The organism is Actinoplanes sp. NPDC051470 (assembly GCF_040682035.1).
Classification (GTDB): domain Bacteria; phylum Actinomycetota; class Actinomycetes; order Mycobacteriales; family Micromonosporaceae; genus Actinoplanes.
Window position 1 is genome coordinate 34,081 of record NZ_JBFBAA010000010.1, and the last position, 24,965, is coordinate 59,045.

Annotated in this window: 20 protein-coding genes and 2 pseudogenes; 7 read left to right on the top strand and 15 right to left on the bottom strand. The window is 71.1% G+C overall.

Translation table 11 applies throughout. The features are described 5' to 3' along the window. Nucleotides 1–83 precede the first annotated feature (83 nt). From AB0M54_RS19025 to AB0M54_RS19065, 9 genes and pseudogenes are all read right to left on the bottom strand, one after another. Nucleotides 84–305: pseudogene (locus AB0M54_RS19025) on the bottom strand (transposase); the annotation flags it as partial. After that, the gene (locus AB0M54_RS19030) at nt 248–511 is read right to left on the bottom strand and encodes a hypothetical protein (protein ID WP_364473010.1); all 264 of its coding nucleotides are present in this window, start codon (nt 509–511) and stop codon (nt 248–250) included. The pseudogene AB0M54_RS19025 and the gene AB0M54_RS19030, both read right to left, overlap by 58 nt. A 131-nt stretch (nt 512–642) precedes the next feature. After that, nucleotides 643–1,782 carry a transposase gene (locus AB0M54_RS19035; RefSeq protein ID WP_364472744.1) on the bottom strand — a complete coding sequence of 380 codons (1,140 nt, stop codon included), beginning with the start codon at nt 1,780–1,782 and terminating at the stop codon, nt 643–645. Nucleotides 1,783–1,983: 201 nt separating this feature from the next. Beyond that, on the bottom strand, nt 1,984–3,465 hold the full coding sequence (locus AB0M54_RS19040) for an MFS transporter (protein ID WP_364472746.1): 1,482 nt from the start codon (nt 3,463–3,465) through the stop codon (nt 1,984–1,986). A 377-nt stretch (nt 3,466–3,842) separates the two neighbouring features. Then, nucleotides 3,843–4,598: a protein phosphatase 2C domain-containing protein gene (locus tag AB0M54_RS19045; RefSeq protein ID WP_364319188.1), complete on the bottom strand. Its 756-nt coding sequence runs from the start codon at nt 4,596–4,598 to the stop codon at nt 3,843–3,845. Then, nucleotides 4,582–5,664, bottom strand: coding sequence for a winged helix DNA-binding domain-containing protein (locus AB0M54_RS19050; RefSeq protein ID WP_364472748.1), 1,083 nt, complete (start codon nt 5,662–5,664; stop codon nt 4,582–4,584). Before AB0M54_RS19050 ends, AB0M54_RS19045 begins: the two co-directional genes overlap by 17 nt. Next, entirely contained in the window at nt 5,654–7,285 is a 1,632-nt protein-coding gene (gene pgi / locus AB0M54_RS19055; RefSeq protein WP_364472750.1) for a glucose-6-phosphate isomerase, read from the bottom strand. Before pgi ends, AB0M54_RS19050 begins: the two co-directional genes overlap by 11 nt. A 72-nt stretch (nt 7,286–7,357) precedes the next feature. Further along, a complete protein-coding gene (locus tag AB0M54_RS19060; RefSeq protein ID WP_364472752.1) occupies nt 7,358–10,063 on the bottom strand; it encodes an EAL domain-containing protein in 2,706 nt (901 codons plus the stop codon). A gap of 69 nt (nt 10,064–10,132) precedes the next feature. After that, nucleotides 10,133–10,453: pseudogene (locus AB0M54_RS19065) on the bottom strand (oxidoreductase); the annotation flags it as partial. A 136-nt stretch (nt 10,454–10,589) separates the two neighbouring features. Between AB0M54_RS19065 and AB0M54_RS19070 the strand changes: the two are divergent. Then, entirely contained in the window at nt 10,590–11,174 is a 585-nt protein-coding gene (locus AB0M54_RS19070; protein ID WP_364319196.1) for a TetR/AcrR family transcriptional regulator, read from the top strand. Between the two features lie 12 nt (nt 11,175–11,186). Here AB0M54_RS19070 and AB0M54_RS19075 read toward each other — a convergent pair whose 3' ends face one another. Beyond that, nucleotides 11,187–12,767, bottom strand: coding sequence for a DNRLRE domain-containing protein (locus tag AB0M54_RS19075; protein WP_364472754.1), 1,581 nt, complete (start codon nt 12,765–12,767; stop codon nt 11,187–11,189). A gap of 191 nt (nt 12,768–12,958) precedes the next feature. On the opposite strand from AB0M54_RS19075, the gene AB0M54_RS19080 reads away from it, so the two are divergent. Beyond that, nucleotides 12,959–14,152 carry a dipeptidase gene (locus tag AB0M54_RS19080; RefSeq protein WP_364472756.1) on the top strand — a complete coding sequence of 398 codons (1,194 nt, stop codon included), beginning with the start codon at nt 12,959–12,961 and terminating at the stop codon, nt 14,150–14,152. Here AB0M54_RS19080 and AB0M54_RS19085 read toward each other — a convergent pair. After that, on the bottom strand, nt 14,139–16,076 hold the full coding sequence (locus tag AB0M54_RS19085; RefSeq protein WP_364319201.1) for a peptidase M6 immune inhibitor A: 1,938 nt from the start codon (nt 16,074–16,076) through the stop codon (nt 14,139–14,141). The two genes, AB0M54_RS19080 and AB0M54_RS19085, sit on opposite strands and share 14 nt — an antisense overlap. 113 nt (nt 16,077–16,189) lie before the next feature. Between AB0M54_RS19085 and AB0M54_RS19090 the strand changes: the two genes are divergently transcribed. Beyond that, the gene (locus AB0M54_RS19090; RefSeq protein ID WP_364472757.1) at nt 16,190–16,834 is read left to right on the top strand and encodes a M15 family metallopeptidase; all 645 of its coding nucleotides are present in this window, start codon (nt 16,190–16,192) and stop codon (nt 16,832–16,834) included. 159 nt (nt 16,835–16,993) lie between these two features. On the opposite strand, the gene AB0M54_RS19095 is transcribed toward AB0M54_RS19090, so the two are convergent. The 3 genes from AB0M54_RS19095 to AB0M54_RS19105 form a co-directional block, all read right to left on the bottom strand. After that, nucleotides 16,994–17,788, bottom strand: a complete 795-nt coding sequence (locus AB0M54_RS19095) for an ABC transporter permease (protein WP_364472759.1) — start codon at nt 17,786–17,788, stop codon at nt 16,994–16,996. Continuing rightward, a complete protein-coding gene (locus tag AB0M54_RS19100) occupies nt 17,785–18,684 on the bottom strand; it encodes an ATP-binding cassette domain-containing protein (protein ID WP_364472761.1) in 900 nt (299 codons plus the stop codon). The genes AB0M54_RS19095 and AB0M54_RS19100 overlap by 4 nt, the downstream gene beginning before the upstream one ends. 63 nt (nt 18,685–18,747) lie before the next feature. After that, nucleotides 18,748–19,332, bottom strand: a complete 585-nt coding sequence (locus AB0M54_RS19105) for a TetR family transcriptional regulator (protein WP_364319208.1) — start codon at nt 19,330–19,332, stop codon at nt 18,748–18,750. Between the two features lie 74 nt (nt 19,333–19,406). Between AB0M54_RS19105 and AB0M54_RS19110 the strand changes: the two genes are divergently transcribed. The 4 genes from AB0M54_RS19110 to AB0M54_RS19125 all read left to right on the top strand — a co-directional run bounded on the left by AB0M54_RS19110 (nt 19,407) and on the right by AB0M54_RS19125 (nt 22,777). Beyond that, nucleotides 19,407–20,171, top strand: a complete 765-nt coding sequence (locus AB0M54_RS19110) for an SDR family oxidoreductase (RefSeq protein WP_364472763.1) — start codon at nt 19,407–19,409, stop codon at nt 20,169–20,171. A 55-nt stretch (nt 20,172–20,226) separates the two neighbouring features. Next, nucleotides 20,227–21,492, top strand: coding sequence for a histidine kinase (locus tag AB0M54_RS19115; RefSeq protein ID WP_364472765.1), 1,266 nt, complete (start codon nt 20,227–20,229; stop codon nt 21,490–21,492). A 37-nt stretch (nt 21,493–21,529) separates the two neighbouring features. Beyond that, nucleotides 21,530–22,192, top strand: a complete 663-nt coding sequence (locus AB0M54_RS19120; RefSeq protein WP_364319212.1) for a response regulator transcription factor — start codon at nt 21,530–21,532, stop codon at nt 22,190–22,192. Nucleotides 22,193–22,363: 171 nt separating this feature from the next. After that, nucleotides 22,364–22,777, top strand: a complete 414-nt coding sequence (locus AB0M54_RS19125; protein ID WP_364472767.1) for a hypothetical protein — start codon at nt 22,364–22,366, stop codon at nt 22,775–22,777. On the opposite strand, the gene AB0M54_RS19130 is transcribed toward AB0M54_RS19125, so the two are convergent. Next, complete coding sequence (locus tag AB0M54_RS19130; protein WP_364472769.1) at nt 22,677–24,872, bottom strand: hypothetical protein; 2,196 nt, start codon at nt 24,870–24,872, stop codon at nt 22,677–22,679. The genes AB0M54_RS19125 and AB0M54_RS19130 overlap by 101 nt on opposite strands. Between the last annotated feature and the right edge of the window lie 93 nt (nt 24,873–24,965).

A 24,965-nucleotide genomic window follows, 5' to 3' on the forward strand; every position in this document is an offset into this window, starting at 1 on the left:
TACCCGGCGATGATCGACCTCGGGTACCCGTCCTTACTTCGCGACGATCCTGGGCACAGCGAAGCTCCTCGCGGCGTGACTGTTCAGGTCACGCGACCGTCGGGGGCATCCATGGGTTGCCGAGGAGTGCGTGACGTAGTTCGGGAGCCGTTCTTGCGGATGGTCGAGATGTAGCCGCGGATGGCGAGGAACGTTTGGGCGCCGGTGAGGGTGCGGAAGCCGCCGCTGACCCGGGTCTTGGATTTGATCATCCGGACGGCCCGTTCGGCGACGTTGTTCGAGAACGCGACGGTGGCGAACCGTAGGAACTCGGGTTTCCGGTCTCGTAGTCGTAAGGCCGGGTTCCTGGCCGGTGTTGCTTGCCAGGGCGGTGTTGATGAATGCTCAGAGGCTGTTCGACGAGACGGTCGTAGCGGGTGGACAGGTCGTCGAGCTTGAACGGCGGCAGCGCCGTGTGGTCTTGGGTGCGCCGGTGGGCGACCCAGCGGTGGGCGTCGACGAGCAGGTTCACGAGGTCCTCGGCCCAGCCGTCCGCGCGGGCTTGTGGGTCGAACTCGCCGATCCCGGTTGCCGCTGAAGAGGATGCGCGCATTGCACAAGGCGTGCGTGGCAGCGGCGAAACCGTCGTAGCCGCTGTAGGCGTCATGGACCGCGACGCCGGTGAAACGGGGGCAGGATCCCGAACGCCGTCATCGACGCGACCGATCGGCCGTGCTCGTCGATATGGTAGCCGGTCGGCCGGTCGCGGCGGACGGGAAGCCGTCGCCTCATCTGGTCTGGCGATTCCGGCGTGGATGACGGAGACCGGATCTGTTCTCCTACCCTCCGTCTTTCATTAAGCCGTGCGGGTGGGTGTGGTCCGCGAAGCTGGTGGAGCATACCGGCGAAGTCGCTGACCAGCCGGTCGACGATGTGCAGGCTGTCACAGCGCTGCAGGATGCGGTTCAGGTCGGCTTGTTCCTGGCCGGTGCGTTCGGCGGCTGGCCGGATGATCCATCCGGTCACCTCGCGCGGCTTGGGGGCGACAGCGATCACCGCGGTCGGATTGACGGTGCCGTCGCGCCAGGTCTGCAGCAGGCGGCGCACGGTGCGAGCGCTGCCGCGGTAGCCGCGCTCGCGTAATTCGTTGGTCAGCGTGACGGCGTTGGTGCAGCCCTGCTCCCAGCGTTTCGCGAGGTAGCCGACATGTTCGTCGAGTTCCTTTTCCCGGGGCATGGCCTCGGCGAGCAGCTCGCCGGGGGTTTCTGCCCGCAGGTAGCGACGCACCGTCTTGGCGTCGAGGTTCAGCGCCCTGCTGATCGCAGTGGTCCCGACGCCGGTCAGGTTCAAGGCGCGGACCTCGGCGTGCCGCTGGCGGGTCACGCTGGCGCGACGGCCCTGCTCATCGGGGTTGTCGGCGGGCGGTCGAGGTTGTGCCACGGCTTCGGCCTCGGGCCGGTCTTTCAGGCAGGCGCGGTGGGCGCGGACGACTCGGTCGACCGCCTGAGTGAGGTTCTGCAGCAAGTGGAACCGGTCAGCGACCTGGATCGCGTCCGGCGCGCCGAGCCGGCCGCCTTCGGCGTAGCCGCTGGCCCGGTCTCGGCAGATCACCTGCGCGCCCGGGTGAGCGCGTAACCAGTCGGCGAAGGTGTCCGAGCGGCGGTCGGGGAGCAGGTCAACCGGTCGGCCCGTGTCCATGTTGATGATGATGATGATGCCGTAGTCACGGCCCTTGCGGAACGCGAAGTCGTCGACGCCGACCACCGACACCGTCCCCGCCTCGGGCACCGGCAGGCCCCGCACGCCCCTCGGCACGCACCTGCCTGATCCGCAAGGAGCCGAGATGAGGCAGCAACAGCTCAATACCATGATCATCGCACGGCGAACATGATCATCCACATCGGACGGCCATCGTCGACCGGGGTCGAGACCGATTCACCAACTTTGTGCCAGAGCCCCCGATCGCCCGACCACCCCTGACGCCGCAGCCACCCGATCGCCCGATCACCGTTGACCCCGCGACCCACCCGGTCGTCGGACACCCCGGCCCGCTCCGGCCCTGATGTCCGCCAGCGCGCACGCCATGGCTGCGAGGACCGCGGTGGCGGCGGCCAGCAGGAAGGCGGTTGCCCAGTCGGTTGTCGCCGTCAGCAGGAGGGCGATGCCGATGGCCGTGCCGATCTGGGCCGCGGCGGTGAGCAGGCCACCGATCAGGCCGCTGGTGTCGTCGGTGGCCTCGGCGGTCCCGTGCGCGGTGGACGCGACCGAGGCCAGACCGAGACCGAGGCCGGAGCCGGCCAGGCCGATCATGAAGCCGGCCAGGGACGTGCGGCCGACGCTCAGCGCCTCCGTGGCCAGCGACGCCGCGATCACCACGAAGCCGGTCACCATCGCGCGGCGCGGGCCGATCCGGCGCAGGGCGGCCGGCGCCAGCGCCGACGAGACCACGACACCGCCGCTGAGCAGCACGAAGCAAGCGCCGCTGGCCGCGCCGGACAGCCCCAGCCCGTCCTGGAGGAAGAGGGTGCCGACCACGGAGGCGCCACTGGTGGTGGCGGTCAGGACGACCGCCGTGCCCGCCCCGAGGCGGAACGACGACATCCGCCAGACCCACGGCGGAACCATGGGTACGGTTACGCGCCGCTCCAGCACCCCGAAGGCGATCCCGGCGGCCGCCGCCACCAGCAGTCCGGCCCACGACACCGGCGAGCCGAGTCCGTGGTTGAGCGACCACACCAGCGCGACCACAGCCACGACGGCCAGCCCCGCCCCGCCGAGGTCAAGCCGTCCGGCAACCCCAGCCCCGACAGCCCTCGACCCGGCGGCACCGCGCAAGATGCCGGCACCGCGAGAGCTGCCGGCACCGCGCGACATGGCCGGACCACCCGAAATGGCCGCAGTGCGGGAAGCGGCGGCGCGGCGGTCGGACGGGCCGACCAGCAGCGGCGTGATCGCCACCGCGATGACCTCCAGCACGGCGACGGCCGCGAACAACCACCGCCAGCCCACGTATTCGGTGACCACCCCGCCGAGCACGAAGCCCGACGCGCCACCCACCGCGCCCGCGACCGTCCACAGCCCGAGCGCCCGGCGGCGACGTGCCCCTTCCGGCGTCGTGACCAGGACCAGGGCGAGAGCGGCCGGCACCGCGACCGCCGCGCCGGCGCCCTGGATCGCCCGCCCGGCCAGCAGTGCGCCGCCACCGCCGGCGACCGTGCACACCGCCGAACCGGCGGCGACGACCGCGCTGCCGGCCAGGAACGCGGCCCGCCGGCCGACCAGATCGACCACCCAGCCGCCGGGCACCAGCAGACCGCCGAAGACCAGCGCATACCCACCGGCCACCCAGGAAAGCATCGCCGCTGACAGCCCAAGGTCGTGCTGCACGGTCGGCAGTGCCACCACGAGCAGCGTCACGCCGATCACGTCGACGAACTGCACGGTGCAGGCCAGGCCGACGACCGCACCGTCACGCCGGGAAGTCACACCCGACGATACGACGGGCGCGGCGACCCGGCCCGTCTCGTACCCGATGATCACCAGGTGGACGCGGTCGCGGGCGGCGCAGCCGGCCGTCAACCGCGGCGGTGCCGTACACCGGCGACGACCCGGCGGCCGCGGCACTGCGCGAGGGCAGGGCGGCCGCGGCACTGCGCGAGGGCAGGGCGAGGTCGCAGGCCAGGGCGCTGGTTTCCTAGGCCGGCAGCTGGCGGCGATGGAGAAGCCGCAACCGACGAGCGTGAGCAGTACCGATCAGGCGGACCCGGACCGGGGGCGGGCGGCCGGCCGGCCGGGATCGTCTACGCGCCCTGGCCGCTCACCGCGCTGGTCCTCGCCGTCGTCGGACTGCGCGAAGCGCGGGGTCATCCGCCGACGGGACGGGTGAACGCGCCGACGTCGATGAGGACCGCGGTGGCGTTGTCGTCGCCGGTCTGCAGGGTGTCGGCCAGCAGGCGGGACACCGTGGAGGGGGGCGGGCGGTCGGCGGCCAGCGCGGACTGGAGGTGGTCGTAGGAGAGCTGCCCGTGGACGCCGTCGGTGCACAGCAGGAGGCGGTCGCGCGGGCGCAGGGACACGGCCAGGATGTCGGGTTCGGGGGCGTCGGGGTGCCCGGCGTAGCGGGTCAGGTGGTACCCGGCGCGGTGGCCGGCCTCGGAGTCCAGGGTCAGCCAGCCGTGGGTGACGCCGAGCCAGGCCATCGTGTGGTCGGAGGTGAGCAGTTCGAGCAGCCCGTTGCGCAACCGGTAGACCCGGGAGTCGCCGAGCTGGACCAGCCAGGCCCGGTCGCCGTCGCCCACGAACGCGGTCAGCGTGCAGCCGGTCAGGCCGCCGATCCCCTGGCCCGCCGCGCGAACCTCGCGCTGGACGTCGGCCACGGCGGACAGCAGGGCGGCCGGTCCGGGGGCGGCCGCCGCGACGAAGGTGGAGACCGCGGTACGCCCGGCCGCGGCGCTGCCCGGACCGCTGCCCATGCCGTCGGCCACCACCGCGAGCGCGCGGTCGGCGGCCACGTGGACGACGTCGTAGTTGGCGTCGTAGCGGTAGCCGACCACGCTGCCCGACGCGGCGGTCAGCGAGACCGGGCCGGCGCTCCAGGTCACCTCAGGGCCAGCGGACATCGAGATCCAGCTCCTGAAAGGACGCGTACGGCTGGAGCGCGGCCGCCACGTGCTTGCGGTCGCCGGCCTTCAACGGGACCAGCGGCTGCACGGTCACGACGACCGACCTGGAACCGAGCACCCGCTTCCACGTCGCCACGACCACGCCGGACCGGACGATCGTGGCCTGGAAGATGCCGTTGCCGCCGGGCACCACCGCGTCGAAGTGGGCGGGGTCGGCGAACATCAGCGCGCGATCCTTGTAGCCGAGCAGGTACTCGTCGAACCCGGGCAGGGCCAGCCAGTCGTCCAGCGGCGGCGGCTCGAAGCCGGACAGAGCGGCGTCGAACACCAGGTCATCGATGGAAGCGAGCGCATCCCCGGCGACCGAGACCCCGAGCCGGCAGTCGCGAACGGTGAGACCCGTCCAGCGGGCCAGATCGGCGACCGTGGCCGGCCCGTGCGAGCGGAAGTAGCGCAACGCCACGATGCCCAGCGCCTCCTCCCGCGAGGGCGAGTCAGAAGCAGAAGCCCAGTCGGAGAGGAGCACGAACGTCTGCTCCTTGCCCACGTGCGGCGCGATCGCTGTCACGCCCTGCTGGCTGGCGTACCAGAGAAGGTGGTAGCCCTGCTGACCGCCCACGTCGATGCCCGCCCCGGTGAGCGTGCGCAGGCACTCGGCCCGCGTCAGCCGTTTGCCCCCGGCCAGCGCCGAGGCGAGCACCGAGACCCCGCGCTCGGCCGCTTCCAGCGACAACCCGATGACCTCGCGCCGTTTGGCCGCGCCGGCCAGCGCCCGGACGCCCATCAGCTCGAGCATCCAGCGCGCGTCGGCCGAGGGGATCAGGTGGACGGTGCCGCGCATCGGCCACGTCCGCAGGACCGAACGGTCCTCGAGCGCGGCGGAGATCGCGGCGGCCGTGACGCCGGGCAGCCGGGCGCCGAGCGACCACAGCACCGACGCCATGTCCTGCGCCTGCATCGCCCCGAACCAGCGAACCACCCCGGCGACATCGGACGGACGTCCGCCGGGGTGGTCTCGCAGCAGCAGGCTGTGCAGGCGTAACGCTAGGGAATCAACGGCCACGCGCCGCACGGTACCGCGCGATCAGCGTGTTCGTGGAGCTGTCCCGGTCGGACGCCGGCGTGGCGGTGTCGGTGAGCTTCGGGGCGAGCTGGTTGGCCATCACCTTGCCGAGCTCGACGCCCCACTGGTCGAACGAGTTGATCTGCCAGACCGTGCCCTGGGTGAACGTGATGTGCTCGTACAGGGCGATGAGCTGGCCGAGCACGCTCGGGGTCAGCTTGTCGGCGACGATCGTGGTGGTCGGGTGGTTGCCCGGCATCACCCGGTGGGGGGCGACGGCCGCGTCCGTACCCTCGGCCTGCACCTGCTCCAGGGTGCGGCCGAAGGCGAGCGCCGCGGTCTGGGCGAAGAAGTTCGACATGAACAGGTCGTGCATGCCGCCGATGTCGTGGTTGGGCTGGCTGAACCCGATGAAGTCGGCCGGGATCATCTTGGTGCCCTGGTGGATCAGCTGGTAGAAGGCGTGCTGGCCGTTGGTGCCGGGCTCGCCCCAGTAGACCTCGCCGGTCTGGAAGGCGACCGGGGTGCCGTCCAGGCGTACCCCCTTGCCGTTGCTCTCCATGGTGAGCTGCTGGAGGTAGGCGGCGAAGCGGTGCAGATATTGCGAGTACGGCAGGATCGCGTGCGACTGGGCGCCGAGGAACGTGTCGTACCAGACGTTGAGCAGGCCCAGCAGCGCCGGGATGTTGCGCTCGATCGGCTCGTTGCGGAAGTGCTCGTCGACGGTGTGGTAACCGGCCAGCAGCTCGGCGAACTGCTGGCGGCCGATGGAGATCATCACCGACAGGCCGACCGCGGAGGGCAGCGAGTAGCGGCCGCCGACCCAGTCCCAGAAGCCGAACATGTTCGCCGTGTCGATGCCGAACGCGGACACCTTGTCGGCGTTGGTGCTGACCGCGACAAAGTGCTTGGCCACCGCGGAGTCGTCGCCGCCCAGTTTCGCCAGCAGCCAGTTGCGGGCCTCGGTGGCGTTGGTCAGCGTCTCCTGGGTGCCGAACGTCTTGGACACGATCACGAACAGCGTGGTCGCCGGGTCGAGGTCGTGGGTCTTGGCGTAGAGGTCGGTGGGGTCGATGTTGGAGATGAACCGGCATTCGATCTCCGGGGTCGCGTACGCCCGCAGCGCCTCGTAGGCCATCACCGGCCCCAGGTCGGACCCGCCGATGCCGATGTTGACCACGGTGCGGATGCGCTCGCCGGTGGCGCCACGCCACTCGCCCGACCGCACCTTGTCGCTGAAGTCGCCCATCCGGCCGAGCACCTCGTGCACGTCGGCGACCACGTCCTGCCCGTCGACCACCAGCGTGGCGTCGCGCGGCAGGCGCAGCGCCGTGTGCAGCACGGCCCGGTCCTCGGTGACGTTGATGTGTTCGCCGGCGAACATCGCGGCGGTCCGCTCGCGCAGCCGGGCCTTCTCCCCCAGCGCGACCAGGGCGGTGATCACCTCGTCGGTGACCAGGTTCTTGCTGTAGTCCACGTACAGATCGCCGACCTGGCCGGTGAGCTTCTCACCGCGCCCCGGATCGCTGTCGAACAGGTCTCGCAGGTGCACCGCGGAGAACTTCTCCGCGAGACCCTGGACGGCCTGCCACTCGGCGCTGTCGGAAACGTGATCGCTCATTGTGCTTCGACACTCCCGCGTTGGAACCCGGACTCTCGCGCCCATCGTGGCACGAATCCATTCCGGCTGCCTTCAGGCCTGGTTTAAAACCAGGCTTGAGGCGTCCCAGGCGGCGATGGGTGTCCGGATTCCGGTGGCGAGGATGGCGCCGGCCTCGGGAGCGGGCAGCGGCTTCGACAAGTAGTACCCCTGTGCGAAGTCGCACTCCATCTCCCGGAGCGCCGACAGCTGGACGACGTTCTCGATGCCCTCGGCCACGGTCTGCATGCCGAGGCTCTGGCCCAGCCGCACGATGGTCCGCACCAGCGCCGCGTCCTCGTCGTCCCCGCCCAGCCGGTCGACGAACGAGCGGTCGATCTTGAGTACGTCCATCGGGAAGCGCCGCAGGTAGGCCAGCGACGAGTACCCGGTGCCGAAGTCGTCCATGGCCAGCGTGACCCCGAGCGCCTTGACCCGCTGGAGCTGGGCCAGGTTCTCGTCGGTCTCGGTGAGCAGCACGCTCTCGGTCATCTCCAGGCACAGCTGGTCGGCCGGCATCCCGGTCTCGGCCAGCACCTCGGCCACGAGTTCGGCCAGGTCGCAGTGGTCGAACTGGCGTACCGAGACGTTCACCGCCATCTTCAGCCGGCGGGTGGTTCCCGCGCCCCAGGCGACCGCCTGGCGGCAGGCCTCGGCCAGCACCCAGCGGCCGAGCGGCCCGATCAGCCCGGTCGCCTCGGCGATCCCGATGAACTCCAGCGGCGAGACGATCCCGCGGACCGGGTGACGCCAGCGGACCAGCGCCTCGAAGCCGGTGATCTGGCCCGTGGCCATCTCGACGGTCGGCTGGTAGTGCAGGGTCAGCTCGTCGCGCTCCAGGGCGCGGCGCAGGTCGGCCTCCAGTTCCAGGCGCTCGACGAGCTTGTCGTGCATGGCCGGGTCGTACACCGCGAAGCCGCTCCCGCCGGCCGCCTTGGCCTTGTACATGGCCAGGTCGGCGTTCCGCTGGAGCTGCTGGATGTCGCCGGCGTCGGCGGCCGAGGCGATGCCGATGCTGGCGCCGACGTGCAGCTCACGGCCGCCGACCGGGAAGGGCTGGGCCATCGCCGCGATGATCCGCCCGGCCACCGTCGTGGCGTCGGCCATCGCGGTCACCGAGTCGACCAGCACCGCGAACTCGTCGCCGCCGAACCGGGCCACCGTGTCGCCGTCGCGCACCGAGGCGCGCAGCCGGTCGGCCACCTGGGTCAGCAGGGTGTCGCCGGCGGCGTGCCCGAGGCTGTCGTTGACCTCCTTGAACCCGTCCAGGTCGAGGAACAGGATGGCCACCTCGTCGACGGCGGAGTCCAGCTCCTCGCGGAACAGCGCCCGGCTGGCCAGCCCGGTCAGCGTGTCGTGGTACGCCTCGTGGACCAGCTGGTCCTGAAGCACCTTGGCCTCGTGGATGTTGCGGGTGTTGAGCACCAGCCCGTTGACCGTGGGGTCGTGCAGCAGGTTGGTGATGGTCACCTCGGCGTGCCGGCGACCGCCCGCTTTGTGCGGCAGCATGGTCTCGACCACGACGGTGGCCAGCGGCCGCTGCAGGACCGCGTCGATCGCGGCTTCGAGCTGCGCTTTCGTACGCCTGCCGACCGCGTCCTTGAGCCGGACGCCGACCAGCTCGTCGGCGGTGAACCCGAAGATCCGCTCGACCGACTCGCTCTGGTACCGGATCGTGGTGTCGCGGTCGATCACCGCCACCGAGTCGGAGCTCTGCTGCACCAGCGCGCGGAAGCGGTTCTCCCGGGCCTGGAGTTCGGCGGTACGCCCGGCGACCCGGTCCTCGAGCCGCTTCCGCAGCGCCCGGTTCTCGAGCAGGGTCAGGATCTGCCGGCACACGATGAGCAGGATCAGCGCCGAGCGGGTCCAGGTGACGAAGGCGTCCGGGCCGGTCACGGCGTACTCGACGACGCTGATCAGCAGGGCCACCACGACCGCGGCGTACGGGACGACCATCGCGAACGGCTGCTGGTCGGCCTGGTCGTCGCCGTGCTCGACGATGGCCGGCGGCTCCGGGCGGCGGGCGGCCAGCAGAACCAGCATGAAGCCGGCCAGCCAGCCCAGGTCGATCACCCCGCCCGAGCGGTAGCCGCCGTCCAGGCCGGCGAAGGTGAACGCGCTGTCGGAGACGCCGAGGAGCGCGGCCGCGGCCCCGACCAGCGTGAACGGCACCCAGTCCTGGCCGCCGCGGCGAAGCAGGGCGAGCATGTGGAGCACGACCGTGATCAGGACGACATCGCTGACCGGGTAGGCGAGCAGGACGTAGCGGCCGGCCTGGTCGTCGGCGCCGGTCCGCAGCAGCGGGTTCAGCACGAAGATCCAGCTGATCAGCAGCAGCGACGCGGCGATCATCAGGCCGTCGACGATGCTGCGGAACCGGTTGGCCATGGTCGGCCGGGCCACCGGGACGAGCAGCAGGCCGGCCGCGGTGAGCGGGACCGTGCCCAGGTAGAACAGGTCGGCCAGGGACGGGACGGGCATCTCGAGGTGGCGGAAGGTCTCGCCGTAGGTCCAGACGCCCTCGCCCAGCGCGTACGACAGGGAGCCGAGGCCGATCCCGATCCAGGCCCACCGCATCCGCCCGGGCCGGGTGATCGCGTTGCCGAGGCAGGCGATCCCGGCCACGGCGGCGGCCAGGGTGATGGCGATGTTGGACAGGTCGCGGGTGAAGATCTCCCCGCCGAGTCCCGTGGTCAGACAGATCGCGGCCGCCGAGAACAGGGCCAGGATCAGAACGGTTTCGGTACGCCGGACCGCCATCCCACCCCTCCCAGCCGCCGGTCTGCTCGACATCATTCGAAATCGGGCGTGGCCGGGATCACTTGAGGATTACCGGGCCGGCAGCCGCAGGCTCTCCCGCCAGAGCCGGCCGGCGGCCTCGGGGTCGAGCGCGTACGCCGCGACCCCACGCCGCACACCCGGCACAACCGGCTCGGCCTGGTTGCAGTCCTCGAAGTACCGGCCGCCCACGCCGTCCAGCCGGGGCGACGCCGCCAGCACGGAGGTGGCCGCGCCCTGCTCGGCCGTCTTGACCACGGCCGCGGTGAGGCCGGCCGCCCGCCGGCGCTCGGCGAGCTCCTCGGGCGTGATGTGCCGCTGGAGGTTCGTCCGGATCGAGCCCGGGTGCAGGGCGTTGACCCGGATACCGTCCTCGGCCCAGCGCCGGTCGGCCTCGACCGCGAAGCATCTCCGTCTACGATGGGAACCGGAGGATCCTCCGGTACGCCTCCGAGATTAACCGGAGGTCCCTCCGGTTGCCACGCCGCTGTGTCGGAAGGAACACCAGATGACCGAGGCGCGCCCGCTGCGGGCCGACGCGCAGCGCAACCGCGACAAGCTGCTCGCCGTGGCCGTGCAGGCGTTCGCCGTCGACGGCGCGGACGTGTCGCTCGAGGCGATCGCCAAGGCCGCCGGGGTCGGCATCGGCACCCTGTACCGGCACTTCCCCACCCGCGACGCGCTGATCGCGGCCGCGTACCAGAACGAGCTGGACCGGATCGTCGGCGCCGTGCCCGAACTGCTCGCGGCCGGCCCGCCGGACGCGGCGCTGCGCGCCTGGATGGACCGGTACGTGAGCTACATGAGGACCAAACGCGACCTGGGCGACGCCCTGCGGGCGCTGATCGCCTCCGGCGGGAACCCGTTCGCGCACAGCCGGGAACGGCTGGTCGGGGCGATCGGCGACCTGCTGGCCGCGGGCGTGGCGGCCGGCGCGATCCGGCCCGACGTGCTCGCCCTCGACGTGCTGGTCGGCCTCGGCGGCATCACCGGCTCGGCCGACCCGGCCCAGGCGTCCCGGCTGCTCGACCTGCTGATGGACGGGCTCAGACACGGCACGAGCCGCCCGGCAGGCCCGCCGGGCGGCTCGTGAGTCCCTGTTCGACTACTTCAGGTTGAGCTTCACGTTGAAGATCGGGTCGGTGGCCAGCTTCTTGAAGGCGGCCAGGCCGGTCTTGGTGCTGGTGATGCTGATGTCGCGGTCACCCTCGTCGTCGTGCTCGGTGTCGAAGTGCACGATCGCCTTGATCGCCGGGCGCTTGCTCAGCTCGGGGCGGACGCTGTTGTACTGCGGGGCCTTGTCGGCCGGCTTGCCGATCCGGTGGTAGGCGCCCCACTCGGCGATCATCAGCGGCTTCGAGGCGTGCTTGGTGGTCGCCCACTCGTAGAAGTCCGGTCCGGTCTTGCCCTGGCGGTCGAGCAGGTCGGCGAACATGCCGTAGTGGTAGTAGCCCTTCTCGGCGCTGACGTAGGAGTCCAGGCCCATCCAGTCCACCACGTCGTCGCCCGGGTACAGGTCCTTCCACCAGGACTGCGACATCCACTTCTCGTTACCCATGTAGGCCATGACGTTGATCGCGTTGGTGAGGCCCTTGCTGCGCAGGCGCAGGATGGTGTGCCGGTACATCGCCGCGAAGTCCTTGGCCTCCCAGCCGGAGCCGGCCGTGGCCACCACGTCGTTCTCCGGCTCGTGGTTCAGGACCAGGAAGAACTTCTCCGGGTACGTCGCCTTCACGCGCGCCACGAACGCGTCGATGCGCTTGTCCTGCTCGCCCTTGGCAACCTTGGCCCAGGTCGAGCCGTACGCGATCTTCCAGTTCAGCAGCAGGACGCGCGGCTTGGCGGCGTCCCGGGTCATCGCGATCTCCATCTTGGTGGGGAACGGCTCGTCACCCTTGTGGTACTGGTGGAAGATGGTGGCCGTGCGACCGGTGGTCTGCTCCCACTCCTTCAGGGCCTCGTCGCGCGGGGTGTCGGTGAAACCGCCGGCCGCGCCGCCCCACATCACGCCGCAGGACGGCACGAGCATGGCGTCGGTCTCGCAGTCCTTCGACGGCTTGGTCGGCTTGGTGGGCTCCGGGGTGGGCTCCGGGGTGGGCTCGACGACCGGCGGCGGTGTCGGCTCCTGGGTGGGCACCTCGACCGGCGCGTCGGCCTTCTTGGTCGTGACGACCAGCTGCGGGGCGCCGACCGACGTCTCCGACGAGCGGAACCGCGTGACGACCGACTTCGAGGCCGACTTCACGGCCAGCGAGTAGGTGCCCGGGCCGGTGATCTCGGCGCCCAGGTCGAAGGTCATGTCCGAGCCGGTGGCCGAGGCCACGCCCAGGCCCAGCGCCGGGGCGGTGGCCGAGGTCAGCTTCTTCTCGGTCCAGGCGTTGCTCAGCACGCGGCTGACCGTGACCTTGCCGGTGACCGGGCCGATCGTGGTCAGCTTCAGGCGGGCGCCGGTGACGCTCGTGCCGGCCGGCACGACGAACTTCAGGTAGGAAACCTTCACGTCCTTGTCGAGCGTGCCGATCACCAGCTTGTCCTGGTCGCCGAACGCCGCGGCCTTGCGGACGCTCGAGGTGTAGGTGTCGTCGCTCGCCGCGATCTTCAGCTCAGCGCCGGTGGCGGCCCCCGCCACCGACGGCGCGCCGAACGCGACTCCGGCGCCGGTCACCGCGGCAGCCAGGACGGACATCGACTTGCGAAGCTGAGAACGCAATTTCTTAACTCCCCCGCGTTGTCCGGCCGGGTGTTCGGCCGGGCATGCAGAGAAGATTCCGGTGCGGGCGGTGCACCCCCAGTGCCCGTCCCGGTGCCAGCCGGTTGCAACCTCAACGGGTCCTCGTGCGAAGCTGCGATCACCCTCTCGCCGCTGAAGGAGTGCGAATGAATCCCCTGGTCTCTGACGTGTTACGGGCCGCGCCGGTGATCGACGGGCACAACGATCTGCCGATGCAGCTCCGGGCCCAGCGCTCCTACTCGGTCGAGGGCCTCGACCAGCCGCTCCCCGGGGTGCAGACCGATCTGCCGCGGCTGCGGGCCGGCGGGGTCGGCGCCCAGTTCTGGTCCGTGTACGTGCCGTCCGACCTGCCCGAGCCCGAGGCCGTGGTGGCGACCATGGAGCAGGTCGACGCCGTCCACCGGATGGTCGCGGCGTACCCGGCCGACTTGACGATCGCGTGCACCGCGGGGGATGTGCGACGCGCCTGGGCCGACGGCCGGATCGCCTCACTGATCGGCATCGAGGGCGGGCACAGCCTGGCCACCTCGCTGGGGGTGCTGCGCTCGTTCGCCCGGCTCGGCGTCCGCTACGTCACGCTGACCCACAACAACAACACGTCCTGGGCCGACTCGGCCGCCGAGAAGCCGGCCGTCGGCGGGCTCACCGACGCCGGGCGGGCGATCGTGCGCGAGATGCAGCGGATCGGCGTACTCGCCGACCTCTCCCACGTCGCGCCGGTGACCATGCACGCCGCCCTGGACGTGGCCGTCGCCCCGGTGATCTTCAGCCACTCGTCGGCCAAGGCGGTCACCGACCACCGCCGCAACGTGCCCGACGACGTGCTGACCCGGCTCCGCGACAACGGCGGCGTGGTCCAGCTGACCTTCGTGCCGATCTTCGTGTCGGCCGAGATCGTGGCCTGGACGGCGGCGATGCGGGAGGAGTCCGAGCGGCTCGGCCTGGCCGAGGAGGAGGACTGGTGGCCGGCCGCGCCCGCGCCCGGCACGACGCCCGAGTTCGCCGGTCCGTCCCCGCGCAAGCAGCACCCCGAGCTGGCCGGCTGGCTGGCCGCCAACCCCCGCCCGGAGGCGACGATCGGGCAGGTCGCCGACCACATCGAGCACGCCCGTGACGTCGCCGGCGTCGACCACATCGGGCTGGGCGGCGACTACGACGGCACCGACTCGCTGCCGGTCGGGCTGGAGGACGTGACCGGCTACCCCCGGCTGCTGTCCGAGCTCGCCGACCGCGGCTGGAGCGGCGCCGACCTGCAGAAGCTGACCGGCCTCAACATGCTGCGGGTGCTGCAGGTCAGCGAGGACGTGGCCGAGGAGCCGCTCTGGGCTAGGACACGGTGAGCGTGTACGGCGCGTACTGCGTCACGGTCTCGGTGGGCTCGTCGTACGCCACCACCGCGACGATCTTGTCGTAGTCCCGCACCTGGGCGACCTCGGTGACCGGGACCTGGATGAACCGGGTCCCGGAGATCCCGATCAGCCTGACCTCCCAGTGGTGCACCGGGGCCGGCCGGATCTGGGTGTACGAGCGGAACAGCCTCGGCTCGGCCGCGATCTTCCGGCCGCCGACGTCGATGCCGGTGATGTACCAGCCTCCCTCGTTCACGGCGCCGTCGCTGACATAGCGGAAACCCAGCAGAACCTTCATCCCCGCGTACGCCGACAGATCGTACGAGTGGGCCACGAACTCGCCGCCGGTGTCCCCCGAGACGCCCGGGCCCAGCGGCCCGGCGATGGTGAAGTCGCCCTGGACGGCCTGATAGGTCCGGCCGCCGTCGGTGGAGACGGTCACGTACCCGAAGTCGTACTCCCGCTCGGCGCCGTACTTGGCCTTCAGCCGCAGGTGCGGATCGTCCTTGGGCACGGTCACCGCGACGACCGCGGTGGCGTCGGTATCCGTGGCGTCGCCCGAGAAGAGCGCGCCGTCCTTCACGGTCCAGGCCAGCTTCCGCGGCGGCAGGGTCTTCGCCCCCCGGAAGGTGACGGCGTTGACCGGCTTCTTCAGCTGGATGTAGTCGGCGCCGTTCGGGGCGGCGCCCGGCCGGGCGTACGCGGCCGGATTCTTGAGGTTGACCGTCGAGCGCAGGGAACGGGACGTGAACCGCGGATCCTGGACGCCGCCCTCGACCAGCTTGTCGACCAGGGTCATCGTCTGGAAGTCGTGCAGCACGTCGTGGAACGGGACCGGCAGGGCCGCGGCGACCCCGGCGATCCCCTGCTTCGTGCCGTCGCGGTGGATCGCGGAGAGCACGTCCTCGCCGAAGCGGTCGCGCAGGTAGAGCATGAACTGGAAGGCGATGCCGTAGTCGGCGAGCACCTCGGCCGGTTCGCCCTCCTTCCACAGGTTCAGCGAGTTCTGCGGGCCGCCGCACTCCCGGGGCGTGGTGTTGTAGCCGGTCCGGACGTTGCCGAAGCCCTGGAAGCAGGTGAGGTGCGAGTCGGCGCCGCGGCGGTGGATGCCCTTGGTCGTGTCGACGTAGCCGACCAGGCTCTGCGCGTAGTCGGACAGGCCCTCGTTGACCCAGAGCGCCTCGTCCGGGTCGGTGTAGCTCTGCAGCAGGTGCTGCCACTCGTGGGCGAACGTGCCCTCGTACATGTGCGGGCGGGCCGGCCGGCTCGTGCACAGGTCGTCGGTGGCGTCGTCGGGCGGGTTGGCGCCGGTGCGGTGCGCCCAGTCGTAGGCGTCGATCGTCATCACGTTGCGGTCGACCAGCCCGTTCAGCTGGATGGAGAAGAAGCCCGCGATGTACGTCGAGTTCGTCGGGAAGTCCGAGTAGTTGTCGTCCCGGATGTTGTCGACCAGCGTCACCGTCCGGCCGCCGTCGCCGGTGAAGTCCCCGTCGAGCAGCGGATGGGAGCCGTCCCGGTCCTTCGGCGTGCTGAAGGCCGCCGTCTCCCGCGGGTAGATCACCGTGTCGAACTCGTGCACCAGCCCCTTGACCTGGGCATCCGTGACGACGACGGGATCCTTGCGGCAGTCACCGGCCGGGAACGCCAGGTCGTCGGCCACCCAGACCTCGATGTGCTCGCCGACCGCGCGCAGCGTGAAGTTCTTGCGGTAGAACTTGCCCTTGACGTCGTCGAGGCCGAGCCATTCCCGGGTGTTGCCCGCCGGTTTCCGCTCCGTCGCCTTCTCCGTCGGCACCGCATAGGTCTTGCGCGACAACTCCCGCGTGTCATCGACCACCGTGACGACTTCCGGCCCGATCGGCACAGCAAGCAGTGGAACAACCAACGACAGCACAAGCCCCGCACCAACCGGCATGGCGTCACGCTACCTTCCGTATGTTATCAAAACCGTCATATCACCGCCCTTCTCACTCAACGCCGGAAGTCCTCTAACAGGCGTGGCAGGATCCGAACGTGTACCTCGCTTCCATGGCATCAGCCGTGATCGGCACGGTGCTGGCCGTCTCCGGAGCCGTCGCACCCGCCTCCGCCGCCGGCGACGGTTACCGGGCCTCGATCCGGACCATCGAGGCTGCCACCGCGAGAACCATGATCGGCGTCTCCTGGCGGCGGGGCTGCCCCGTGCCGCTCGCCGACCTGCGCCGGGTGCAGCTGACCCACTGGGGCTTCGACCGGGTCCGCCACGCGGGCGAGCTGATCGTCCACAAGGACGTGGCCGGCAAGGTGGTGGCCGCTTTCCACACCCTGTATGCGGCCCGCTTCCCGATCAGGCGGATGAACCGCGTCGACCGCTACCGGGCCGACGACAACGCGTCGATGATCGCCGACAACACCTCGGCCTTCAACTGCCGCCCGATCACGGGTTCGACCAGCGGCTTCTCGGTCCATTCCTACGGCCGGGCCATCGACCTCAACCCGCTGGAGAACCCCTACGTCAAGGGCCGAACCGTCCTTCCGCCCGCCGGCCAGGCCTTCACCGACCGATCAGCCCCGCGCCCGGGCATGATCCGCCACGGCGACCGGGCCTGGAGCGCCTTCACCACCCGCGGCTTCACCTGGGGCGGCAGCTGGCGAACCCTGAAGGACTACCAGCACTTCGAAGCCCCGGCCTAGCGTCCAACCTTCGGGGGACGCCCGTCGTTTCAGTGGTAGGTCGTGACGGCTTTCTGGGCCGTAATGCCGTGCTGGCCTACCACTGCCTGCGACGGAGACCGCGCAGTGGTGCAGTCTGCCTCGACAGGCAGACTGCACAACGTACCCGCGGGCCGGGGTCTAGGAGACCTCGCGCCGCAGCATGCGGAACGCGCCCGCGACCAGCGGGACCAGCACCCACACCGCGGCCGACACCCCGAGCCTCGACCACTCGCCGCCGGTCAGGGCGTGCTCGGTCAGCGGCCCGGTCGTCGTGTTGATGTCGAGCCACGCCGACGCCTTCTGGAGCGAGGTGATCACCGAGCCGAGGATCGTCCAGACCATCGGCAGCGCGAAGAAGCCCACGATGGCCACCGGCGTGTTCATCAGCAGGGCGCCGAACGCCGAACCCATCAGGACGTAGAGCACCTGCATGAGCACGCACTGGGCGACGACCTGCCAGCCGATGCTCCAGGAGCCGTCACCGCCCAGGCCCGAGCCGATCAGGTTGAACACCGCGGCGAAGGCGACCGTGCACGCCGCCGCCACCACGGCGATCGCGGCGGCCGCCAGCAGTTTCGCGGCCAGCACCCGGCCCCGCTGGGGAACCAGGGTGAACGTGGTGAGCGCCGTGCGCTGCGACCACTCGCTGGTCATCGACAGGATGCCCAGCACCGGCAGCAGGATCCCGGCCGGCAGTTGCGCGAAGCCGAAGTAGGCGGCGAAGGTCTGCGAGTCGTCCGGCGTGGCGAACAGCTGGATCAGTCCGGTGGCCACCGAGGCCAGCCCGATGATGATCAGCAGCCACATGCCGGCCCGGGTGTCGGCCAGCTTGCGCAGCTCGACGCCGATCAGGCGGCCGATCGGGATCGGAGCGGCGCGGTGCGCGGGGGCCGTGGGCGAGATCGACGGGGTACGGGTGTCGACGGCGGTCATCGAACAGCCTCCTGGACGGATTCGCCGGCGGTCAGGGTGAGGAACATCTGCTCGAGGCCACCGCCACCGGCGGGGCGCAGCTCCAGCAGGATCAGGCCGGCGTCGGCGGCGGCCCGGCCGATCGTCTCGGCGTCCGACTGCACGATCATCGAGCCGTCGGAGGTCGGGGTGCCGTCCAGTCCGGCCCGGCGGATCACCATGTCGAGGGCGGCGCGGTCGAGTGCGCGGACCACCATGCCGGAGGCCGACAGCAGCTCGGCCTTGTCGCCCTGCGCGACGATCTTGCCGCCGCCGATCACCACGAGCTGGTCGGCCACCGCCTCGACCTCACGCAGGAGGTGCGACGAGAGCAGCACGGTGCCGCCGGCGTCGGCGAAGTCCCGCAGCAGCCCGCGCATCCAGAAGATGCCCTCGGGGTCGAGGCCGTTGGCCGGCTCGTCGAGAATCAGGACCCTGGGGTCGCCGAGCAGCGCGTACGCCAGACCGAGCCGTTGCCGCATGCCGAGCGAGTACGCCCGCACCCGCCGCTTCGCCGCGACCTTGTTCAGCCCGACCCGCTCCAGGCTGTCGTCGACCCGCTTCTTGTCGATGCCCATGGTCATCGCGGCCAGTGAGAGCACCTCGCGACCGGTGCGCCCGGCGTGCTGGGCCGAGGCGTCGAGCAGCACGCCGACCCGGGTCCCGGGGTTGCCGAGCTTGCCGAACGGCACGCCGTCGACCGTCGCGTGCCCGGCCGTGGGCGGGGTGAGCCCGGTGATCATCCGCATCGTGGTGGACTTGCCGGCGCCGTTCGGGCCGAGGAAGCCGGTGACCGTGCCGGGTGCGCAGCTGAACGACACGTCGGAGACGGCGGAATGCGTCCCGTACCGCTTGCTGAGATGTTCGACCGTAATCATGGAGATCACGGTGCCCGGGCCACCTGGCCACCCGCGACAGCCTGAGGTCGAGAGCGTCGCGACTTAAGTCGCAAGCCGCTGAGCGGCGCGGATCACACTTTCCCGGCGCTTGGCGCGCTCGGCCGGGTCGTCCGGGTCGGCGCCGGTGATCAGGTACGCCAGCTGAGGCACCGCCTGCCACCACGCGGCCAGCGCGATCATGAGGAACAGCAGGTGGCCCGGGTCGAGATGGGCGGCGAGCACGCCGTCGCGCTGGGCCGCGGCGACCGTCTCCACCTTTCGTCGGTAGTGCTCGGCCCGGGTGGCCTCGTCGGCGGGCGGTCCCCCGGCCAGCGCCTCCCACTGCAGCAGCCGGGCCAGCTCGGGATGGGCCGCGTGGTAGTCGAAGGTGGCCCCGATGAACTCGCCGACGTCGTCGAGGGTCGGCCCGGCCAGCGCCACCGAACCGGACAGCTTCTCGAGCTCGGCGGTGAGCACGGTGGTGAACAGCGCCCGCTTGTCACCGAAGTAGTTGTACAGCCGCTCCTTGTTGACCCCGGCGCGCTCGGCGACGCGGGCCATCGTGGTGCCGTCCGGTCCGCGCTCGGCGAACTCCGCCGTCGCCGCGTCCTGAAGTTTCTTCCTGGTGCCTTCGGTGTCCCACGCCACGGTACCCAGCATATCCAACGTCGGCGTTGGAGTTGTACAGTCAGAATCCAACCGAAACGTTGGAGTTGGTTTCTGTGAACATCGACATCGCAGGCAAGCGCATCGTCGTGACGGGCGCGGCGCAGGGCATCGGGCGTACCCTCGCGCTCGGCCTGGCCTCCGAAGGCGCGCGGGTCGGCGTGCTGGCGCGCGACCGGGACCGGGCCCAGGCCGTGGTCGACGAGATCGAGAAGGACGGCGGCGCCGGGCTCGCGCTCGAGGCCGACGTGAGCGACGAGGAAGCGGTGCGGCGGGCCGCGGCCGAGGTCGACGCCGCGTGGGGCGGGCTGGACGGGCTGATCAACAACGCCGGCTGGATGCCCGGCTCGAACCCGGTGCTCGACCTCGAGCTCGACACGCTCCAGCGGGTGCTGAACTCGAACGTGGTCGGCGCGTTCCTGAGCACCAAGCACTTCGCGCCGCTGATGATCAAGAGCAACGGCGGCCGGATCGTGTACGTCAGCAGCATCGCCGCCGTGCAGCACGTGGCGGGCGGCGCGGCCTACAGCGGCTCCAAGGCGGCCCTGAACGCGTTGTCCGCCTGCGTCCACCAGGAACTCGCCGGCCAGGGCATCCGCACGGTGGCGCTGGCGCCCGGCCTGACCGTCACGCCCGGGATGCGCGCGATCGTCAGCGAGGAACACGTGGCGCGGGTGGCGGCGGCCTATCCGGGCGGGCGGATCGGCGAACCCGAGGACCTGGTCGCGCTGACCGCCTTCCTGTGCAGTGACGCCGCGTCACACCTGTCCGGCACGACGATCACGGTCCGGCCGCCGGTCGCCGGGATGAACCGCATCTGAAAGGTGCGACTTTGGTCGGTGTCCGGTGGCCCGGGCGCCCGCCTAGGCTGGGCGCATGCCGGCCGTGCGTACCGAGAACCGATGGTTGTTGCCGTCGGCGCTGGTCGCCGAGCTCGAACCGAGCCGGCCGGCCCGCCGGTCGACCCGCGACTGGATCATCGACACGCTCTGCTTCCTGATCGGGTTCGGCTTCACCGTGCTGGTCACGGCCGACCTGCTCAGCGACAACGTGTCGATCGCGCCGGAGTGGGCGAACACCCCACCGTGGCTGGCCTGGCTCGACTTCGTGGTGGCCACGATCGCCTCGGTCGGGCTGTGGTGGCGGCGGCGGTGGCCGGTCCAGCTGTTCCTCGCGATGCTGGTGCTCGGCCTCTTCACCGTGGCCGGGGGCATCACCGGGGCGATCATGCTGTTCACGGTCGCGGTGCACCGCAAGTTCAGCACCACCGCCCTGCTCGCGACCGGGTTCATGCTGGTCACCCTGGTGTTCGTGAAGCTGCGTCCGGAGGCCGGCCGGCCCTACTGGGAGACCGTGGCCTGGAGCGCCGTGTTCACCCTGATCATCGTGCTGTGGGGCGCGGTGGTGCGGTCACGACGACAGCTGCTGATCTCGCTGCGTGACCGGGCCGAGCGTGCCGAGAGTGAGCAGCAGCTGCGGGTGGCGCAGGCCCGGGCCCTGGAACGCACCCGGATCGCCCGCGAGATGCACGACGTCCTCGCCCACCGGATCTCCCTGGTCAGCCTGCACGCGGGCGCCCTGGAGATCCGGGGCGACGCCTCCCCCGACGAGGTCGCGACGGCCGCCGGGGTGATCCGGGCCAGCGCCCACCAGGCGTTGCAGGACCTTCGCGAGGTGATCGGGGTGTTGCGGGCCGACGGTGACGTCTCGTCGCCGCCCGAGCCTCCGCAGCCCACCATCGCCGAGCTGACCGCCCTGGCCGACGAGTCAAGAGCAGCCGGGGCCCGGGTACGCCTGGAGCTCGACGTGGCGGCCGAGGCGGTCCCGGAGGGCGCCGGGCGGACGGCGTACCGGATCGTGCAGGAGGGTCTCACCAACGCCCGCAAGCACGCGCCCGGCGCCACGGTCACGGTGGCGATCGCGGGCGGCCCAGGCAACGGACTGACCGTGACGGTGCGTAACCCGTGGCCGGCCGGCCACTCGCCGACGGTCATCCCCGGGGCCGGCACCGGGCTGGTCGGGCTGGCCGAGCGCGCCACGCTGGCCGGCGGCCGGCTCACCCACGGCCGCGAGCCCGGCGGCGACTTCGTCCTGACCGCGTGGCTGCCCTGGCCCCGCCCCGCCACCGAGGTGGCCGCATGACCCCTGCTTTGTCGGCACCATCTATCTCGGAGGTCTGGTGAGCGACGCGGTTCGCGTGCTGATCGTGGACGACGATGCCCTGGTACGCGCCGGGCTGACGATGATCCTCAACGGCGCCGCCGGGGTCACCGTCGTCGGCGAGGCGGCCGACGGCGCCGACGTGCCCTCGGCCGTCGCCGCCCACCAGCCCGACGTGGTGCTGATGGACATCCGGATGCCCCGGGTCGACGGCCTGGCCGCGACCGAGACGCTGCGCCGGCGGCCCGGCGCGCCCGAGGTGATCGTGCTGACCACCTTCGACGCCGACGAGTACGTGTTGCGCGCGCTCCGGGCCGGGGCCAGCGGCTTCCTGCTCAAGGACACCCCGCCGGCCGAGATCCACCAGGCGGTGCGGCGGGTGGCGGCGGGCGAGGCCACGCTGTCACCGGCGGTGACCCGGCGGCTGATCGCGCATGTCGCCGGCCCGGTCAACGGCGCCGGCCGCGAGGAGACCGCCCGGCGGCGCCTCGACGACCTGTCCGAACGCGAACGAGAGGTGGCCCTGGCCGTCGGCCGCGGCCAGTCCAACGCCGAGATCTCGGCCGAGCTGTTCATGAGCGTCGCCACCGTGAAGGCGCACGTGTCGCGTCTGCTCACCAAGCTCGACATGAACAACCGCGTGCAGGTCGCTCTGCTCGTACACGACGCGGGCCTGGTCTGAGGCCTGGCCATCTCCCCCAGCACCGTCTTTCGCACGCCCTGGCCGTCTGCCGCCGGGCAGCCGCGGCCGCACGTCGGCCGGCAGCACGCGCCGGAAAGCATCACCTGGCCCTGCGCGCCACCGCCGCCCCCGAGATCGCGCCCGTGCTGGTTAGTTACCAACTAGTCGGTAGTGAACAACGCCCGCACCCGGCTTCCGACGCTGGCCCGGACCCTCGATGCCCTGTACGACGCCGTCCCGGCCGGCAGCCGCCTGCTGTTCGACTTCGACGCCATGGAGCTGGCCGCCCATCCTCAGGCCCTGGCGATGATGGGCCCGGCGTTCCACGTGCGCGAGCCGGCCGGTTTCGCGCCCCTGCTCGGCCGGTGGACCCCCACCGCCGAGGGCATCGTCCCGGTCGCCCGCTGGCGTCCCGACGGCCCACCGGAGGACGTGCCGGACGCCTTCTGGGGCGGCGTGGCGGTGAGACAGCCCGGACCGAGCCTCACCGGCCCGCGGCGCCGCCGAGGAACCAGTCCTCGATCAGCTTGGCGTCGGCGGCGGGGTCGAGGTCGGCGATGGTGGCGTCGGCCGCCTCGGCGCTGATCTCCGGTCCGTACGTGGGATGGGATTTGAGGTAGGCGACCAGCTCGGCGTCGGTCTTGGTGACCAGCTCCCGGGACGGGCTGGAGGCGAGCACGTCCTCGGGCAGGCTCAGCAGCACCTCGCGCTGGATGTGGTGGGCCTGGTACTCGCTGCGCAGGGTGCCCAGGGACTGCAGGCGGCCCTGGACGTGCTGGGCCCGGTGGGACAATTCGTGGGCCAGCATGCTGGCCATGTCGTCGCCCTCGCGGAGGATGACGAAGTCGCCCTTGCCCGAGTAGAAGCCGTGGTAGCCGCGGGCCTGGAAGTCCCTCATCAGGGCGGCGGCCTCGGACTGCAGCTGGGCCTCGGCGACACCGGCTTCGCGCAGCACCCGCTTGAACTCGCCCAGGGTGCCACCGGCGTTGCCCGGCATGAAGAAGCAGATCTTCTTCTTGGCCGCCAGGTCCAGCGCGGCTTTGTCGATCGCCTCCATCAGCGTGGCCTTCCCGCTGCCCTTGCCGGCCACGGCGAGTTGTTCCAGCAACTGCTCCAAGACCTGGGACGCGCTCTTGCCGCCGCCCATCCGCTGGATCGTCTCGGCGATCAGCCGACTGCGCGACGGCGGCGGCAGGCCGGCCCGGCCCGATTCGCCGTGCAGAGACACGAGTCCGCGTACGCCGCCCTTCTCGGCCGCGGCCATCGCGCCGCGCAACCCGCCGAACACCTTGACCGCCGCGACCATGTTCAGGCCGAGATCGAGCAGGTCGAGGGCCAGCCAGAGCAGGCCGGGCTCCTCCGAGGAGATCGCCTGGGCCTGGTCGAGGCTGGTCAGGTTCTCGGCCTTGGCCAGGCTGTACTCACGGTAGTGCTCGTACAGCGTGTTGAGGCTGTAGGCGGCGCCGACCGCGGCCGAGGCGGCGGCCAGCCCGACCAGCAGGGTGCTGCCACCACTCGGGATCGCGCCGAGCAGACCGAGGCCGATGGCGACCACCGCGGCGACCTTCGCGGCCATCGAGTCCTCGGCGCCGCGGGCCGCCTTCGCCGCCTTCTCGTCGACGACCTTCGTCTCCCAGGGCTTGAGGTCGAGCTGGGTCTTGGTCAGGCCGACGATCCGCGAGTGCTTCCACGGGTTGTAGTCACCGCCGATCGCCTCCCGGACCTCCTTGATGCTCTTGAGCCGGTCGTCGATGGTCGTGTACAGGGTCGCGGCCAGGCTCTGGGCGCTCTTGCCGACGAGCTCCTCCAGGCGGGTGGCGGCGTCGTCCTGCTTGGAGTACACCGCGAGGACCGGATGGTCGATCTGTTCCTTGGTGCAGGCGGCGTGATACTCGTCCTCGGCGGCGACCCACGTCTTGCGGGCATCCTCCTGGGCCGCGAGCAGGGGCGGCGCCGCCGGGAAGAACACGCCGAGTTTGCGGGCGTCGTCCTCGGCGGCCTGCTGCGCGGCGAAGAAGGCCTTGGACAGTTTGTTCGTCTCACGCCGGCGGGCGGCGAGCCGGCGCGCGGCGTCGCGGAGACCCTGCTGGACGGGGCCGTCGTTCATCTCGTAGCCGGTGGTGATGCCGAGGAACGTGTTCTCCTTCAGCCCGTAGTGGGCCATCTCGGCGGTGAGCTGTTTCTGGCTGCGGTCGAGCAGCTCGGTGGTGACCTTGTTGGCCGTCGTGATGAAGCGCCCGCCGGCGAACACGACGTCGCCGAGGTCGGCGCCGGCCGGGCCGGTGAGGTCGTCGGCGATGGCCTGGCGCTGCTTGATCTCGGTACGCAGGCGCTGGCGGCACCGGCCGACCAGGTCGAGGTCGCCGCCGTACTTCAGGTCGCCGAGCGGGTCGGCGTTGATGAAGCGGTACGCCCAGGCGCTGGTCGCCTCCCAGCCCTGCTCGGGGATCAGCCGGTCGAGCAGCTGGTTGGTCTGGTCGAGCTCCGGGGTCAGCTGCTGATGTTCGTGCACGATGGCGGTGCCCGCGACCGGCTGCCGCTGGAGGTACGCGACGGTCGCCCGGTTGCCCGCCGTGCGCTGGATGTCGAGCAGGTGGTGCCCGGCGGCGTTGTCGAACCGGGGCCGCTGGTCCACCTCGGGTGCCGATCGCTCCGCCGGCTCGTTCTGCTGATGTCTCATCCCCCACCGCCCGGCATCCAGTGTTCCCGAGCGCGTCGGCCCCGGCCCACGGCCGTTGCGGCAGTCCTCTGTGACCGGACGCCCCATCACCGA